Annotated in this window: 20 protein-coding genes; 10 read left to right on the top strand and 10 right to left on the bottom strand. The window is 36.4% G+C overall.

Annotation, left to right across the window (positions count from 1 at the left end; genetic code table 11):
• The first annotated feature begins 137 nt into the window (after positions 1 to 137).
• The 5 genes from BUB45_RS03910 (at position 138) to BUB45_RS03890 (ending at position 6,231) form a co-directional block, all read left to right on the top strand.
• A complete protein-coding gene (locus BUB45_RS03910; protein ID WP_073005482.1) occupies positions 138 to 1,559 on the top strand; it encodes a hypothetical protein in 1,422 nt (473 codons plus the stop codon).
• Between the two features lie 448 nt (positions 1,560 to 2,007).
• Entirely contained in the window at positions 2,008 to 3,738 is a 1,731-nt protein-coding gene (locus BUB45_RS03905; protein ID WP_073005480.1) for a carbon starvation CstA family protein, read from the top strand.
• A gap of 183 nt (positions 3,739 to 3,921) precedes the next feature.
• Complete coding sequence (locus BUB45_RS03900) at positions 3,922 to 4,179, top strand: cory-CC-star protein (protein ID WP_050352565.1); 258 nt, start codon at positions 3,922 to 3,924, stop codon at positions 4,177 to 4,179.
• A 16-nt stretch (positions 4,180 to 4,195) separates the two neighbouring features.
• Positions 4,196 to 5,119 (top strand): ArsA family ATPase, encoded by a 924-nt coding sequence (locus BUB45_RS03895; RefSeq protein ID WP_073005478.1) that lies wholly within the window; start codon positions 4,196 to 4,198, stop codon positions 5,117 to 5,119.
• A gap of 131 nt (positions 5,120 to 5,250) precedes the next feature.
• A complete protein-coding gene (locus BUB45_RS03890) occupies positions 5,251 to 6,231 on the top strand; it encodes a zinc-binding dehydrogenase (RefSeq protein ID WP_073005476.1) in 981 nt (326 codons plus the stop codon).
• Positions 6,232 to 6,268: 37 nt separating this feature from the next.
• Here the strand turns inward: BUB45_RS03890 and BUB45_RS03885 are convergent, their stop codons facing one another.
• The 8 genes from BUB45_RS03885 to BUB45_RS03850 form a co-directional block, all read right to left on the bottom strand.
• Complete coding sequence (locus BUB45_RS03885) at positions 6,269 to 7,501, bottom strand: dicarboxylate/amino acid:cation symporter (protein WP_073005474.1); 1,233 nt, start codon at positions 7,499 to 7,501, stop codon at positions 6,269 to 6,271.
• Between the two features lie 156 nt (positions 7,502 to 7,657).
• Positions 7,658 to 8,512 carry a DUF421 domain-containing protein gene (locus BUB45_RS03880; protein WP_073005469.1) on the bottom strand — a complete coding sequence of 285 codons (855 nt, stop codon included), beginning with the start codon at positions 8,510 to 8,512 and terminating at the stop codon, positions 7,658 to 7,660.
• A gap of 21 nt (positions 8,513 to 8,533) precedes the next feature.
• The gene (locus BUB45_RS03875) at positions 8,534 to 8,734 is read right to left on the bottom strand and encodes a hypothetical protein (RefSeq protein ID WP_073005468.1); all 201 of its coding nucleotides are present in this window, start codon (positions 8,732 to 8,734) and stop codon (positions 8,534 to 8,536) included.
• Positions 8,735 to 8,749: 15 nt separating this feature from the next.
• Positions 8,750 to 9,100 carry a stage V sporulation protein AE gene (gene spoVAE / locus BUB45_RS03870; RefSeq protein WP_073005466.1) on the bottom strand — a complete coding sequence of 117 codons (351 nt, stop codon included), beginning with the start codon at positions 9,098 to 9,100 and terminating at the stop codon, positions 8,750 to 8,752.
• An 18-nt stretch (positions 9,101 to 9,118) separates the two neighbouring features.
• Positions 9,119 to 10,120 (bottom strand): stage V sporulation protein AD, encoded by a 1,002-nt coding sequence (gene spoVAD, locus BUB45_RS03865; RefSeq protein ID WP_073005464.1) that lies wholly within the window; start codon positions 10,118 to 10,120, stop codon positions 9,119 to 9,121.
• On the bottom strand, positions 10,120 to 10,599 hold the full coding sequence (gene spoVAC / locus BUB45_RS03860) for a stage V sporulation protein AC (RefSeq protein ID WP_073005463.1): 480 nt from the start codon (positions 10,597 to 10,599) through the stop codon (positions 10,120 to 10,122). The genes spoVAD and spoVAC overlap by 1 nt, the downstream gene beginning before the upstream one ends.
• 16 nt (positions 10,600 to 10,615) lie before the next feature.
• Positions 10,616 to 11,083 (bottom strand): hypothetical protein, encoded by a 468-nt coding sequence (locus BUB45_RS03855; protein WP_073005462.1) that lies wholly within the window; start codon positions 11,081 to 11,083, stop codon positions 10,616 to 10,618.
• Positions 11,084 to 11,432: 349 nt separating this feature from the next.
• Positions 11,433 to 11,639, bottom strand: a complete 207-nt coding sequence (locus BUB45_RS03850; RefSeq protein WP_073005461.1) for a DUF1657 domain-containing protein — start codon at positions 11,637 to 11,639, stop codon at positions 11,433 to 11,435.
• A 242-nt stretch (positions 11,640 to 11,881) separates the two neighbouring features.
• On the opposite strand from BUB45_RS03850, the gene BUB45_RS03845 reads away from it, so the two are divergent.
• Positions 11,882 to 12,331 carry a hypothetical protein gene (locus BUB45_RS03845; protein ID WP_073005459.1) on the top strand — a complete coding sequence of 150 codons (450 nt, stop codon included), beginning with the start codon at positions 11,882 to 11,884 and terminating at the stop codon, positions 12,329 to 12,331.
• A 90-nt stretch (positions 12,332 to 12,421) separates the two neighbouring features.
• Here BUB45_RS03845 and nfsA read toward each other — a convergent pair whose 3' ends face one another.
• Entirely contained in the window at positions 12,422 to 13,177 is a 756-nt protein-coding gene (gene nfsA / locus BUB45_RS03840) for an oxygen-insensitive NADPH nitroreductase (protein ID WP_280157318.1), read from the bottom strand.
• 203 nt (positions 13,178 to 13,380) lie between these two features.
• On the opposite strand from nfsA, the gene BUB45_RS03835 reads away from it, so the two are divergent.
• The 4 genes from BUB45_RS03835 to BUB45_RS03820 all read left to right on the top strand — a co-directional run bounded on the left by BUB45_RS03835 (position 13,381) and on the right by BUB45_RS03820 (position 15,676).
• Positions 13,381 to 13,791, top strand: a complete 411-nt coding sequence (locus BUB45_RS03835) for a YwpF family protein (RefSeq protein ID WP_073005455.1) — start codon at positions 13,381 to 13,383, stop codon at positions 13,789 to 13,791.
• Positions 13,792 to 13,999: 208 nt separating this feature from the next.
• Positions 14,000 to 15,364 carry a TrkH family potassium uptake protein gene (locus BUB45_RS03830; protein WP_073005453.1) on the top strand — a complete coding sequence of 455 codons (1,365 nt, stop codon included), beginning with the start codon at positions 14,000 to 14,002 and terminating at the stop codon, positions 15,362 to 15,364.
• A gap of 8 nt (positions 15,365 to 15,372) precedes the next feature.
• Entirely contained in the window at positions 15,373 to 15,561 is a 189-nt protein-coding gene (locus tag BUB45_RS03825; RefSeq protein ID WP_073005452.1) for a hypothetical protein, read from the top strand.
• A gap of 7 nt (positions 15,562 to 15,568) precedes the next feature.
• On the top strand, positions 15,569 to 15,676 hold the full coding sequence (locus BUB45_RS03820; RefSeq protein ID WP_162985834.1) for an EAL domain-containing protein: 108 nt from the start codon (positions 15,569 to 15,571) through the stop codon (positions 15,674 to 15,676).
• A 182-nt stretch (positions 15,677 to 15,858) separates the two neighbouring features.
• Here BUB45_RS03820 and BUB45_RS03815 read toward each other — a convergent pair whose 3' ends face one another.
• Complete coding sequence (locus BUB45_RS03815; protein WP_073005450.1) at positions 15,859 to 16,008, bottom strand: YjcZ family sporulation protein; 150 nt, start codon at positions 16,006 to 16,008, stop codon at positions 15,859 to 15,861.
• Positions 16,009 to 16,012 lie beyond the last annotated feature (4 nt).

Here is a 16,012-nt window from a genome sequence, read left to right as displayed (position 1 = left end):
AGTTTTGTTTACCAAATGCGAAAGCGTATTTCATAGATATAGGATAGACCTCTCTTCTGTAGTTAATGAACAGAACAGAACCAAATAAGTAACGCTTGCATAGGCTGTAACACACTATTCGTAGAGGAAGGTTAATGGTGGAGCTTTCTATATCTCACTATGTGTATGGTCTGTTTACGTTACTCATTATCATTACAATGATGATGCGAAAAGGAGTCGTTCTACCATCTTTATTGGGAACGTTTTTAATCGCATGGTTATACAAAGGAAGCATTGTTGAAGGGTTTACAGCAATTTTTCAAGCAAATTTAGTTGCTGCTAGAGAACTATTTAGCATTTTTTTAATTATTACGTTTATGCTTGCATTATTAAATTCATTACGAGATTTGGGAGCAGATAAACGCATGATAAAGCCAATGCAGAAAATCATGATAAATGGACATATTTCTTTCTTTGTTTTAGTCATTGCAACATACATTATCTCTCTATTCTTTTGGCCAACACCAGCAGTTCCGCTTATTTGTGCTTTACTAGTACCAGCAGCTATTCGCGCTGGCTTACCAGCAATTACTGCAGCGGTGGCTATTGCTATAGCTGGGCAAGGAATGGCTTTGTCCTCAGATTATATTGTGCAAGTTGCTCCAAGCTTATCTGCTGCTTCAGCTGGCGTACATACTGCAACAGTAGCAGAACAAGCTTTCATGCTTTCCTTAATTACTGGAGCTGTTGCAGTCAGCTTAGCATATCTATTTGCTCGTAATAAGATACGTAACGCTAATGATCCAATAAACTTAGAAGATTTAGCGAATATGCAGACTTCTCAAGATGGTCCTATTGAATCAAATAAGGAAATACAAACGAAATGGAGCAAGGTGTTTGCTGTTTTCGTACCCTTAGCATTAGTTGCAGTGGTTATTTACATGATATATGAAAAGTTTCATTTAGGAAGAAGGAGCGGTTTTGAAGGCGGTGATGGAGCAGCTTTTATCGGTGGTGTAGCTGTTATTCTGCTTTTGTTATCAACGTTAGCGCTTCGAAAAGAGAAAGCGCTGGACTATATTACTACGCATATTACAGATGGATTTGTATTTGCCTTCAAAGCTATGGGCCCTGTGATACCAATAGCTGGATTCTTTTTTTTAGGAAGTTCAAATTTTGCAGATGCCATATTAGGCATAGGAGAAGATGCACCAGCATTTTTGTTTGATTTAGTACAGTCCACACAGTCCTATTTACCTGAAAACCAATGGTTAGTGGCATTTAGTATTTTAATAATTGGTATGATTACTGGCTTAGATGGATCGGGTTTTTCTGGACTTCCACTAACAGGTGCTTTAGCGACTTCGTTGCCATCAAATGGCGTCGATGTGGCAACACTGGCTGCAATTGGACAGATGGGGTCTATATGGACAGGTGGAGGAGCGCTTATTGCCTGGTCATCACTCGTAGCGATTGCTGGATTTTGTGGTATTTCCGTCATGGAGCTTGTTAGAAAAAACTTTATCCCTGTTATCGTTGGCCTTGTGATAGCAACAACGATGGCAGTTTGGGTATTATGAACGTTTTAGCAAATGGTAATGATAGGGAGCAATGAATAATTTTTGGTTAATGTTCTATAAAAGTAGTGACTTGTAAAGAGTTTGGGGCACAAGCAAATACGATATAGCAAAGCCGAACAACTAAGATTATAATGGTTCGGCTTATTTGCATAATAGAAATTGATAAAACTTTAAGGTTTTACCAATAAGAAAAACGAATAGATGAAATATTTGTCGATAAGCCAAGCTTACTTTTAGGGTAACAACGAAGGTATAGGGGAATGACTTTGTTTATTTTTCAATGCATGGAGTGATGCTCCAACTCTTTCTCCCAGTAAATAAGTAATAATTTAATTCTGTTTTTTCTAAATATTTTACATTTAAAATATTTTTAGATAAAATGTACTAAATTAAAGCGTTTGCGCATAAAGGTTAACAAGATCGTTTTCATAAAAAAAGGGGGGAATATATGTCTGGTATATTGGTAGCTGTTATTGGTATCGTTGTTTTTGCATTAGGATATCGGTATTATTCGAAATTTGTAGCTGAGAAAATTTTCCGATTAGACCCAAACTATGTTACACCCGCGCATCAATATAAAGATGGAGTAGACTTTGTTCCGACAAATAAGTTCGTATTATGGGGGCATCACTTTACTTCAGTTGCTGGAGCAGCGCCTATTTTGGGACCTGCTATAGCTGTATATTGGGGATGGTTACCAGCATTTTTATGGGTTATTCTAGGAACGGTATTTGCTGCAGGGGTTCATGATTTTGGGACACTCGTATTATCTATACGAAATAAAGGTCAATCTGTTGGTACATTAGCTCATCGGCTTATCGGTCAACGAGCTAAAATATTGTTTTTATTTATTATTTTAATTCTTGTACTTATGGTGAATGCGGTGTTTGCTTGGGTTATTTCTAACTTATTTATCTCTTATCCAGCAAGTGTTGTACCTGTATTTATCCAAATTCCTTTAGCTATTTGGATTGGTTATGCTGTATACAAACGAAATATCAAAATGCTTTTACCATCTGTTATTGCATTAGCGGTCATGTATCTTGTAGCGGTATTATCAAGTAATATAGGATGGATGCAAATTGATCTTGTGCAATGGATGGGTGGAGAAGGCAGCACGGGAATATTTGGATTAGGCGCAGTCTCCTCAGCGTTCTTTATTTGGATTATCATATTGATGGTGTATGTATATATAGCTTCCACACTTCCTGTTTGGAAATTGTTGCAACCGAGAGACTTTATTAACTCCCATCAGCTTGTTGTCGGGTTAGGAATTTTATATGTAGGACTAATTTTTACAAATCCAGAAATGACCGCGCCTGTCACAAATGCTAACGCAGACACATCGTGGCTTCCGCTTTTATTTATTACAATTGCTTGTGGAGCTATATCAGGATTTCATGGTCTTGTTTCCTCAGGGACATCTTCTAAACAATTAGATAAAGAAACAGATGCCCGTTTTGTTGGTTATGCTGGAGCTGTTGGCGAAGGGATTTTAGCACTAGTGTCCATCATTGCTGTAGCGACATTTTTTACAAGTACTGCGGATTTTTCGGCTGTTTATCATAGTTTTGCATCTGCAAATGCAAGTGGCTTAGGTGTTTTCGTAGAAGGAGCAGCTGTATTAGCAGGAGGTTTAGGTATACCGACTGATGTTGCGGTCACGATTGTTTCTATCATTGTTGTTAGTTTTGCAGCAACAACATTAGATACATCTGTTCGGCTTATGCGATATATTATTGCGGAGTTAGGTACGGAATATAAACTCCCAGCATTAACAAAAACGCATGTTGCTACGTCAATTGCAGTTTTATCGAGTGCTGCTTTAGTTTTACTCCCAGAAGGCCCTAAAGGTTTTGGTTCAGGGGGCTATCAATTATGGCCATTGTTTGGAACAGCAAATCAATTGCTAGCGGCGATTAGTTTAATGCTTATTGCCGTATGGCTAAAGCGGTTAGGGAGAAATTATGCCGTGGTAATTATTCCCATGATCTTTGTTATGGTGATGACACTATATGCTATGTTTCAACAAGTACTATTTGAGTGGTCCTGGAATGGAACAGAACCGAACACTTTATTATTTGTATTAGGATCTATCATTTTTGTGTTTGCGATTTGGATTATTATAACTGCTTTTTCTGTATTACGAGGAAGTGCAGATCAAAATCTAGATAACTAGTTCGTAAACCTTGGAAAAGGGATCTAGGGTAGGTCCCTTTTCATTATCTGTGCGTATTAGGAAAGTATAAAGATTTCTAGGTTTTATAATATCAGCAAAACGACGTCGTTCTTCAGCCATAAGACTTAATGGCAAGCTAAGTCTTTCTAAAAAATAAATCGTGCTATTGGAAGGGGAGATATCATGCTCGAGCAAATAAAAAAGCTCATTCAATATTATGAAGAAGTAATCAGTCTACCTCATCGTCAGGAAATTGCTCGTGAGTTGAGGCATGAGGACGATATTTTCTTGCTCTTACTTTACTCAGAGATGATTGGAATTCCAAATCCGGTATATTATTATACACTAGAGTTATACCCTTACATGCTAGAAAAATTTCACGATTGGCATTTACGCATGGGAATGGAAAAATCGCCGTTATCTGGCATTCGTTGTTGTTAATAAAGGAGTGATTATATTGGAGAACCTGCATAAAAGGATTGTTTTCATAGGTGGTAAAGGAGGGGTTGGAAAATCAACTTCTGCTGCGGCTATAGCATGGAAACACGCAAAAGAAGGTCGAAAAACTTTGCTTGTTTCTACTGATCCCGCCCATAATTTGGGAGATATTTTTGAAGAGACTATTGGAGGGCGGATTAAAAAAGTTAGTTCACATTTAGATGTACTTGAAATTGATCCTGAACAAGAGACGACGGCTTATATTAATAGTGTAAAGGAAAATATGAAAGGGATTGTTCAACCATCTATGATAAATGAAGTAAATCGCCAATTGGATACGGCTAAAGCATCACCTGGGGCTGATGAAGCTGCATTATTCAATAAGCTTATCTCTATCATTATCGAGGAACATCAACATTATGATCAATGTATTATTGATACAGCTCCAACGGGACACACGATTCGATTGTTAACTTTGCCGGAATTGATGGGTATTTGGATAGACGGATTATTACAACGTAGAAAGAAAACGAATGAAAACTATACGCAATTACTAAATGATGGGGAGCCAATAGAAGATCCTATTTATCATGTACTTGAGGAAAGGAAAGGAAGGTTTGCAAAAGCAAGAGAATTGCTACTAGATGATGAACGAACAGGCTTTATTTTTGTGGTTAATCCAGAAAGTTTATCTATAACTGAAACGGATAAAGCTATTCGATTGCTGCATCAACATGAAATTTATGTAAAAACCATCATTGTTAATAAACTATTACCAGAACAAGTAGACGGAAATTTTTTTGCAAAACGAAAACAAATGGAGCAGACTTACGTACAAAAAATAGAAGCCACATTTAAGGAACAAAAAAAATGGTATGTTCCATTGTTTCATCATGATATTATGGATAAGAGGCAGTTAGAAACGTTTAGTGCTTTTTTCTAAAGGGAAAATTTTTAGCATAAAGGGGCTGAACGGGTTCGTTTGATATCTAATGTTGTACTATACAAAAAGATGCATGATTAATAAAACCGTAGTGTTTTTGGTTTAAACTTAACAGGAAAGGTGGAATTATTATGAAAGCCTTTGTTCATGAAAATGATACATTACAGGTAACGCATATGAATGATCCGAAGCCAAGAGAAAATGATGTCATTGTTCGCTTGAAAATGGCTGGTCTCAATCGACGTGACTTATATATTCCAAATCGTAGAAAAGGGCAGATAGAGCCATTAATTTTAGGATCAGACGGAGCAGGCGTAATTGAAGAGGTAGGACAAGCTGTTAAAAACGTGGCTGTCGGTGATGAGGTAATTATTAATCCTGCTTTAGGCTGGTTTAAGAATGCGGATGCTCCTCCTCAAGGTTTTGAAATTTTAGGTATGCCAGATCACGGTACATTTGCAGAAAAAATAGCTATTCCTTCTTATCAAGTGGAGAAAAAGCCAGCTCATTTAACATGGGAAGAAGCGAGTGTTCTTGGATTATCTGGGTTAACAGCATATCGTGCATTGTTTACAAAAGGGCAAGTAAATACAGGCGATACCATTTTTATACCTGGTGCGGGAAGTGGAGTGGCAACCTATTTAATTCAATTTGCAAAAAATATTGGTGCAAGGGTTATTGTGAGTTCGCGGAGTGAGGAAAAGCTGAGAAAAGCTCAATCAATCGGAGCGGATAAGGGCGTGCTCCATGATGAAGATTGGCAACATAAATTAGCTGATGAACAGATAGATTTGGTGATTGATAGTGTTGGTAGAGCAACATTTCAACGCTCGTTGGACGTTTTGAAAAAGGGTGGGAAGATGGTCGTGTTCGGTGCAACAACAGAGGATACAGTGGAGTTAGATTTACGCACCTTTTTCTATGGACAGTACCAGTTACTAGGTTCGACAATGGGATGTAAGCAAGAGTTAGAAGCAATGCTAGCGCATGTCGAACAGTATCAAATGCAACCTGTAGTGGATTCCACTTACAAATTAGATGATATGCAACAGGCTTTTCATTATTTAAAAGATAATGGACAATTTGGAAAGATCGCTATTGATGTATGTTAGAAAAACTTGGCGATAAGCCAAGTTTCTCTAATCATAATTATGCAACGTCCGTTTTTTCGATCCAATCTTTTCCTTCTAGGTGTCTGGTTACAAGCATGCTGGATACGGTATCTCCTGTAACGTTTACCATTGTAGCAGGGGGATCAACTACAACACCTATAGCTGAAATGATTGGTAAAGCTTGCATTGGTAATCCGTAAAGCGTAATAATCATCATTTCACCCATAAATCCACCACCTGGAATACCACTCATTACAATACCAGATAATAAACAGATGCCGATTGCGGTTAAAAAGGTGTCAATTCCTGTGAAGTCCAAGTTTAACACACCGAAAACAAAAGCAATTTTTAACATGGCAGACAAACACGATCCGTCCATATGTATGGTTGCACCAAGGGGCATAATGGTTTCTCGAATATCTTTTGGTACGCCAATTCGTTTTGCTGCCTGTAAATTAGCAGGTAATGAAGCAACACTACTTCCAGTACCAAGAGATGTTGCAGCAGGAGCAAGAATGTTTTTCCAAAAGCGACTAACACCTGTTTTGCCACCAGCAATAAATGCATATAAGGTAAACCCGATAGCAAAATATAAAACAGATACAGGATAGTAGACGATAACTGCTTTTGCATAGTCACCGATTAAATCAGCACCAAACTCCCCAACTAACGAGGCGAAATAAGCACCTAGTCCAATTGGTGCATAATACATGATAAGCTGAATAATTTTCATAAACACTTCGGCACCACTTGTTAAAAAAGAAGTAAAGGCTTTCCCTCTTTCACCAGTTAGCCCTGTTGCGACACCAACTAATACAGAAAAAACAATAAGTGCGAGCATATTATTGCGTGAAAATAAATCGATAAAGTCGGAAACAGTAAATGTCTGAACTAATTGTTCTGCGAAACTCGTTTCTTCTGTCACTTCATCGGGTTGTACAAGTGGAATATCTACGCCAGAACCTGGTTGGAAAATAACTGTGGCAATTAGCATAAACACAGCAGCAATGACTCCTGTAACAACAAATACAGTTAACATCGAGCCCATAATTTTACCAAGACGTTTCATGCTATCCATGCTTGCTATTGCAGAGGATATAGTAAAGAAAACGAGAGGCATAACAATCATAAATAGTAAATTAATAAATAAATCGCCCAACGGCCTAATGACTGTAGCATCTTCGCCATAGTAAAGCCCAATTATAGAACCGATGATTATTGAAATAAGTAAGATAATTGGAAAGCGGTAAGCTTTAAGTTTATCTTTCATGTTCGTTCATTCCTTTTCGTTTAGTAAAATAGGATAGCTCCTCTATTTTACACGAAAATTGGAAAGAACAAAAGGGAAGCAGCGCTGTTTTAAAGGGGTCTGTGGTTCTTTGCAATTCCATTTTAAAGGGCATCTAAATATCTAGGTTACCTTCCATTATAAGTATGGTTGAATCAGTTCAATGGCATGCTTTAATTTTTTGCTATTTCGTTCATATAAAGCTTTGCTTTGTTTGTTTTCTGTAGCTAAAGCAAATAGTTCTAAATCCGCCTGACATTTTTTCATGTTTGCTAGTAGGAGTGCTTTTTCAGTTGGTTGAGGAACACTGATTTTATCATCGTATAAATCAAGGTACAATTGTCCATTATTATCTGCTTGAGCGAGAAACACATTTTCAATGCTTACTTTTTGTTTGTCTAATTCTGTTTCTAACCAATTCATATTTAATGCTAAATTAGCAAGTGGCTCTAATAAAACTTCTCCATCCATAATAATGGTTTGCGGTTCTTTTTCAGGCGCTAATTTTAACCCAAGGTCCTTGGCTGTTAAAGGGCGATTTTCTTTTTTAGGCAATACATTTAACGATCCAGATGGCTCAAGTACGGCAAACTCCACATCAGATGCGAGGAACACACCGTTATCTCTTAACTTTCCTAACAAATCATCCGTTGAGTATCCTTCTTTTTTTAGATTGTCCTCCATAATTTTTCCGTCTTGAATAAAAACAGTACTTCTCCCCTCTGCAAGATCGCGAAAACGCTTACTCTTGAGAGACATATATTCAACAGCAAAAGGGACAATAAACCAAATAAACATGGATAAAAGAGCATATATTATATTACTTGTTGGATCTATCGTATGTATTGCTACAATTCCACCTAGCACAATTCCAGTGATATATTCGAAAACGTTTAATTGTGATAATTGCTTTTTTCCTAGCCATTTTGTCATGAAAAAAAGAATAATCAGCAGTGACAATGAACGAATGATAATGTTAATCCATTCTGGCATAAGCAGCTTCCTTTCCAAGTTTTATTGATACTGTGGTTCTTCTTTCGATAATTGGATGACTTGATGTCGTAAGTCGTTCTTAATTTCAGTAATCATTCGTTCTGCTTCCGTCAATTTTATTTGTTGTTCTTGTTCATTTGTTTTGGCTGTTAGCAGTTGTAAGGAGGCTTCCACACTTTTGATTGCAGAGTAGCAGCCTTTTACTTGTGCACCAATTGTCATAGTGTAACGACCTCCTTATCCTTTTGGTTTAAAAATTAGTGCGCCAATAACCCCGAAAATAATTGCGGCTGAAATTCCTGCACTTGTTACTTCAAACATTCCCGTTACAACTCCAACTAAACCGTGTGTTTCTGCTTCTGCCATAGCACCATGAACGAGTGAATTACCAAAGCTAGTAATTGGTACAGTTGCACCTGCTCCGGCAAAATCAATTAATGGTTCATAGAGGCCGAACCCATCTAGAACGGCGCCGGTAACAACTAAAATGGATAAAGTTTGTCCAGGATTTAATTTGAAAATGTCAAACAGTAATTGGCCAATAACGCAGATAAAACCACCAATTACGAAAGCCCAAAAAAAGATCATTACATATCACGTCCCGTTTTAAATTTCGATAGATACTGCATGGGCAATACACGGAATCGGATCATTTTGTTGTATGCTCATCGGAGAATGAAGTGCACCGGTTGCTACAATTAGTATTCGTTTCAATTCACCAGCTTTCATCCGATTGAGCAAATGTCCATATGTGACTACGGCTGAGCAGGCAGAACCGCTTGCGCCAGCTAACACCGGTTGCCCCTCGCGATATATGATTAAACCACAATCTACATATCTTTCCTCATCCAATGATAGTCCGCGATCGACAAGTAGATCATAAGATATTTCTCTACCGATGTGCCCTAAATCGCCTGTAGCAATTAAATCATAATAGTCAGGAGAAATGTTTCTATCTTGTAGATGTTTTTCGATCGTATCTACGGCAGCTGGCGCCATCGCCGCTCCCATGTTAAACGGGTCTGTTATACCCATATCAATAACCTTGCCAATTGTAGCTGATGTAATAACAGGGCCTGTACCTTGTTTAGCAACTAAGGAACAACCTGCACCAGTAACTGTCCATTGTGCGGTAGGAGGCTTTTGCCCGCCGTATTCTGTAGGATAACGAAATTGTCGTTCTGCAGAGGCGTTATGGCTTGCTGTTCCACTTAAAATATAATTAGCTCCTTTATTATTGATGATCATAGCAGCTAGCGCTAAACTTTCCATGGAAGTGGCACACGCATTAAATAAACCAAAAAAGGGAAGGCCCAATGTTTTGGCAGCAAAATTTGTTGGTGTAATTTGATAAATTAAATCACCACTCATAAAAAATTGCACCTGTTCTTTTTCAATGGAAGTTTTTTTAAGGGCAATTTGACAGGCTTCTTCCATTAATGTTTGTTGTGCTTTTTCAAATGAGGCTTGACCTAGCCACATATCATCATGCAATATGTCAAAGTCTTTCGGGATATTTCCATTAGCTTCAAATGGACCGCCTACTGTCCCGGTCGATATAATAACCGGGCGATTGGCGAATACCCATGTTTGATGTCCTTGGAGCATTATAACCCACCCCATTGGACTAAAATTGTTTTGATCAAAGCGACAACAAATGCTGAAAATACGCCGTAAACGATGACAGGACCTGCTAGTTTTAACATATTTGTACCAACTCCCAGGATAAATCCTTCCGTTCGGTGTTCAATGGCAGAAGAAATGACCGCATTGCCGAAGCCAGTAACCGGAACCGCTGAGCCTGCACCGGCAAATTGTCCAATTCGATCATACACACCAAACCCAGTAAGGAGCATCGTTATAAAAATTAATGTAGCTACTGTTGGGTTTCCGGCGGTTTGCTCCGTAAAATGAAAGAAATACATATAAAAAGTAGAAATAAGCTGCCCAATGAAACAAATAAAACCGCCGACAAAAAAAGCTTTTAAGCAATTTTTTAATACAGGCCTTTTCACTTCTCTTTGCTGTTGAAATGTTTGATACTCTTGAACATCAGGTGGTAGATTTTTCTTTTTTTTATCCGCCATATTGTGTTCCCTCTCTCTACGTTTGTTCTTTAGAAAAATCAATAATTCGTTGTACTTCTTTTTGTACTTCTTTTTTACTGTACTGTTTTTTATTCAAGTTTTTTTCTAGTTTTCCTAATTCCATCATTATTTTTTTGTCTGCTGATAATTCTACTTTTAAATCAGGAAAATTCTTTTGTAATTTTTTAGTTAGTTTTTTCTTGATATTTTGTAATTTAAAGCGTTGCATATGTTTTACTTCAACGGTTGCTAATAATTGCTTATCTGTATTGACTGCATGAATCGCATTTATTTCCGAATGTTGTTGTAATAGATCTTTTGCTTGATTGGATGGAGTTTGGTCAATAGATTGGTTTCTAGATATTTTTGTTATATTAACCTCATCTTTTTCATTTTCCTTGGATGTCTCTAATGTATTTGCTGTGTTACAACCAACAATCAGCAAAGATAAAACAACTATAGTTAGAAACTTAAAAACATGCATTATACCACCTGCTTTTTATCTAAGTAAAGTAAACAAAGCTTACATTATCAATGTGTGTAAAAAGGAAACACTAAAGCCAAGCCTTTCTTAAAGGTGCTGGAAGACTCCTGTTTTCAAAAAGATAAAAGATGTTCGCTATCAAGACGAAATAGGAGATAACAGCACCTAAATATATTTAATTTGTAAAAGGCTTTATCCATTCTTATTTAGTATAAGCGACAGCTTTTTCCGCTATAAAGAAATGGGGATATGCCAAGTTTTTTAGAGTACAAACCTAAAGTAGGAGATGAAAGAAAACTCCAGAGATTGAAGGACGCACTTTATATGATGGAGCTTTCGTTTATACAAATTAAAAACCTTTGTATTGTGGTTCTTCTTGTTCTAGTTGTTGAATACGTGGTTCAACACTTTTTAATATGGACATGGTTTGTTGCGCTGCATTTTCGTATAGTTGTTTTGCTTGTTTGTTTTCTGTTTGTAGAGCAAATTGTTCAAAACTTGCTTGTGCGCTTTTTAAACCAGCAATAGTTTGCTTCACTTGACTAGAGACAGTCATAAAAGATTCCTCCTTCTTCATACTCATCAATAATTAGAATGCGGTAAACAAGCTTTAATTATACCGGGAAAATATTACCTTATATATCCAATTCATGTAAAACCTATATTAATTGCGCTTTTTTTGTGGATAAGAAAAGATTAATTAGGAGAAAAATCCTTAGTATGAAAATATTTTAAAATAATGAAACTTTTTGTGGGGGAAAAACGTCATATATAGTAAGTGGGAGCGGGAGGATGCTTATGAAAAAAAAATCACTTTTATTTATTGTTGTTGGTGGAGTAGTGTTTTTGATTATCTTCTATCTTGGCGTAGGAAACCGCGGTATTACCATTAAGGAGACAACTACGAGGTCTAAAGAGGTCGGTGATTTTATATTACATATTCATATTGCAAATGTAGAAGAAGGGATTAAAGTATTTAGTTCCTTACAATATACAGGTGAAGGGACGGTAGAGGTGGAGCATCTGAACCCATTGGTATCTGTCGTGTTGGGGGATGAGGAGCATCAATATGAAAATGATATAACAATAAAGCAACTTAGCAATGGCAATATCTATCACCATCCGAATAGTAATAAAGTGTTTCGAATGGTAAAAGATTCTCCTTGCAAATTGTATTTTCAAGCAAAATTTAAAGTTAATAATGAAGAAATTACAATCGACCATAAGGAGATATTACAAGCATTATAGCCAGCGTCCCTGACAGGAGCTGGCTCATTATTATTGCGTGGCCTTCTTTATAAAAAGCGGCAATATGTTGTGTCTAATCGGTAATTATATTTAATCTGCTTGGTTGTTTATATTTTTCTCATGTAAAAACGATCCAACATCCATTCTAGTAGGGATAGAAAATTTTCGAATCATTTGCTTTGACCAATTATCATTTCGATTGTTTTGTTTCCGTTTTTCATAATAGGAATGCAATTGTTTGTCGAAGTCTTTGATGAATGGTAACTGGTGTTCGAAAGGCTGGTAATGATTTTTATGGTAGATCACATCAATTGGTAGACGAGGCTTTTGTTCTGGTTCATGATCAGGATAGCCCACAGCCATTCCAAACAAAGGAACGACTCTTTCTGGGAGCTGTAATAATTCGCTTACTTGATAGACATCATTTCGCAAGCTTCCTAAATAACAAATCCCTAGCCCTAAATCTTCTGCAGCAATCGCAGCATTTTGAGATGCTAACGCCGCATCGACCGTCATAACAATAAATTGTTCAGGGGACGCTAAACTTTGTTGCATTTGCTCTCTATCTTCTAGTGACCCTAATTGCTCAGTACGATGTAAATCACCACAAAACACAAATAAATGTCCATTATTTTGAACATAAGTTTGACCGGAGATAGCTGCAAGCTTCTCTTTTATACGTTCATCAGTAACACCAATAATGGTATATGCCATTACATAACTAGAAGTTGAAGCCATTTGAGCAGCTTCAACAATGGTTTGAATTTGTTCTTCTGTAAGCTTTTTATCCTTGAATTTACGTATAGACCGATGATTCATAATTGTTTGGATTGCTGAATGTGACAAATCAATTCTCCTTTTCCCTATAATCCTATTTATCATAAGCGGTTATAATTTTAATTGTCAACGAAGTTAACTTGAAAAGAAAGTCATACCCATAAGCTTTAGTTTTTGGTACACTAACGATATACAAAAAAAGATATCATTTTAAGCATGTTTTTAAAGCATCCCTATCTATACATAGAATAAAAATACTAGGAGGAAGGCTTATGAAGACATTTAAACTAAAATTATTAAATATCATGGAAGAAAAAACCGGAGAGATCATTCCTAATCAGATACCGTTATTAGACGGTTTAATTATTGATCGTGAGGATGAAAACAATCAGTGGACGATCGAAGTGTATACGGATAATTCATTTCAACCTTATTTTGAATTTTTGCAAAAAACAAAGTCGGAAATCTTAGTTCAAGTAAAAATTTCTAAAGAAAGCAATGACTTGGCTACATTCATCACTTCAATTATAGGGATAAATGAAATAGGATCTAATATTAATATTTTATTTGTGGGAAATATTGTCGATAAAAGAAAAGAAAATATTGAATTCTTATTAACTACATTAATTGAGGAAGGATACCAAGGTAAAGAATTGCTAGAGAAATTTAAGGAATTAACATAAAATAGAATTTTTTCATCCAATACAGTAGATCTTGCGACTTAAATACTATATTACAAGCATTTTCAATATCTCCTTGTTATAATATGGATATATTTAATTTTGTAAGCTTCCAATTTTTAGTTGGGATGAAAGAGCTTAACGCACCTTAAAGCTTTGTTTGGTATATAGAGAGATACTAATTTTGATAGTTAATAAGGAGTAAAAGGTTATGCATTACCAAAAACCAATTGTTCGCTGGGCAAGGAAGTTATCGCCGGTCCAGATTTTGTTATTGTTCTATTTTTTTGCAGTACTATTTTCAACTGTGATTTTATCTTTACCGATTGCGCATCAGGATGGGGTGGAAATACCTTTTATTGATGTATTATTTACAGCTGTAAGTGCTTTAAGTGTAACTGGTCTAAGTTCCATACCAGTAGCAGATACATTGAGTACTACAGGAATTATTTTACTTGCTAGCATTCTTCAGCTTGGGGCTGTAGGAGTAATGGCTATCAGTACATTTATATGGCTGTTGCTAGGAAAAAAGATTGGGCTAAAAGAAAGACGCTTAATCATGACGGATCAAAACCAATCCACGTTCGGAGGAATGGTGCGGTTAATTAAGCAAATCGTGTATGTATTACTAACAATAGAGTTAGTCGGCTTTCTTGTTTTAGGGACGTATTTCCTACAATATTTTGACTCAGCTAAAGAAGCTTACTTACATGGTATGTTTGGAACGATTAGTGCTATATCTAATGGGGGGTTTGATATTACTGGATCATCTTTAATCCCTTTTAAAGATGATTATTTTGTACAGTTTATAAATATGTTGTTAATTATCTTTGGAGCTATTGGCTTCCCAGTACTAATTGAAGTAAAGGAATATTTATTTGCTGACTCGGATAAGCGTAAATTTATTCGTTTCAGCTTGTTTACAAAAGTTACGACCAGTACCTTTTTAGTTTTAATCGTTATTGGGGCAATTGGTATGTTTGTCCTTGATTTTCTCCACTTTTTTGCAGATAAATCTTGGCATGAAATTTTATTTTACTCTTTGTTTCAATCTATAACAACTAGAAGTGGCGGTCTGTCAACCATGGATGTTAGTTTGCTTTCAGAACCTAATCATTTGTTTATGTCGCTTTTAATGTTTATTGGAGCTTCCCCGAGCAGTGCTGGGGGAGGTATTCGAACAACGACCTTTATTTTAGTTGTTATTTTTATAGCAACATATGCTAGGGGGGGGAGAAGTATTCGGTTATTTAAGCGAGAGGTGTATGATGAAGACTTATTAAAAGCCGTTACGGTTACTCTAATGGCTTTGATACTTGTTTTTACTTCTATTATCTTCATATCGGTAGTTGAGCCATTTACGCTAACAGAAATTCTGTTTGAAGTGACATCGGCTTTTGGAACTGTGGGGCTTTCATTAGGGATAACCAGTGAATTAACATCATTTAGTAAACTGATTTTAATGTTCTTAATGTTTATTGGACGAGTAGGTATTATTACGTTTTTATTTATGTTTCGTTCAAACAAACAGAGTGGTAATTATCATTATCCGAAAGAAAAATTAATTATCGGGTAAATGAAGTGATGGGAGAATGGACTGATTTAGCACCAACTTCTTTGGAATTGGAAAGAACAGAGACGATGAACATGAGGAATGAAAAAACAATTTTACATACTTTACGAGAGTTGCAAAATCTCGGAATACCCGTATCATATCCATTGACGATTTTGGAGCCTGGCTATTCTTCTTTATGCCAAATTAAAAATAGGTAAAATGTTTATGGATCAAAGTCATGAAGAAAACCGCATGATTGTAAAATCAATTGTTCAACTATGCCATTTACTAATTTTGAAAGTTATTGCAGAGGGAGTAGAAACAGAAGAATAATTTGCCTTTTTAAAAGCGGAACAGTGTGACCAATTGCAGGTTACTATTTCAGTAAAGCTTTATCATCCGAAGAAGTTGAACAACTGTTACTCGCAAAGAACAATAAAGCAAATTGATATAAAATGAAACAAAAAAGAACAGCTTGTGCCTTAAGGAAGGCACAAGCTGTCTCCTTAACGTATTTAACAGTAAAATGCAGCACCTACAATGATTAATAAAATAAAAAGCACCACAATTAACGCAAAGTTGCTACCAGTTCCGCAACCGTAACCGTAGCCATAACCACCGTAGCCTGGGTTTCCACAGCCTCCGCCATATCCGAATCCCATCATTTCA

The sequence above is a fragment of the Virgibacillus chiguensis genome, assembly GCF_900129865.1.
GTDB classification, from domain to species: domain Bacteria; phylum Bacillota; class Bacilli; order Bacillales; family Amphibacillaceae; genus Virgibacillus; species Virgibacillus chiguensis.
This window is presented reverse-complemented; position numbering and strand designations above follow the sequence as displayed.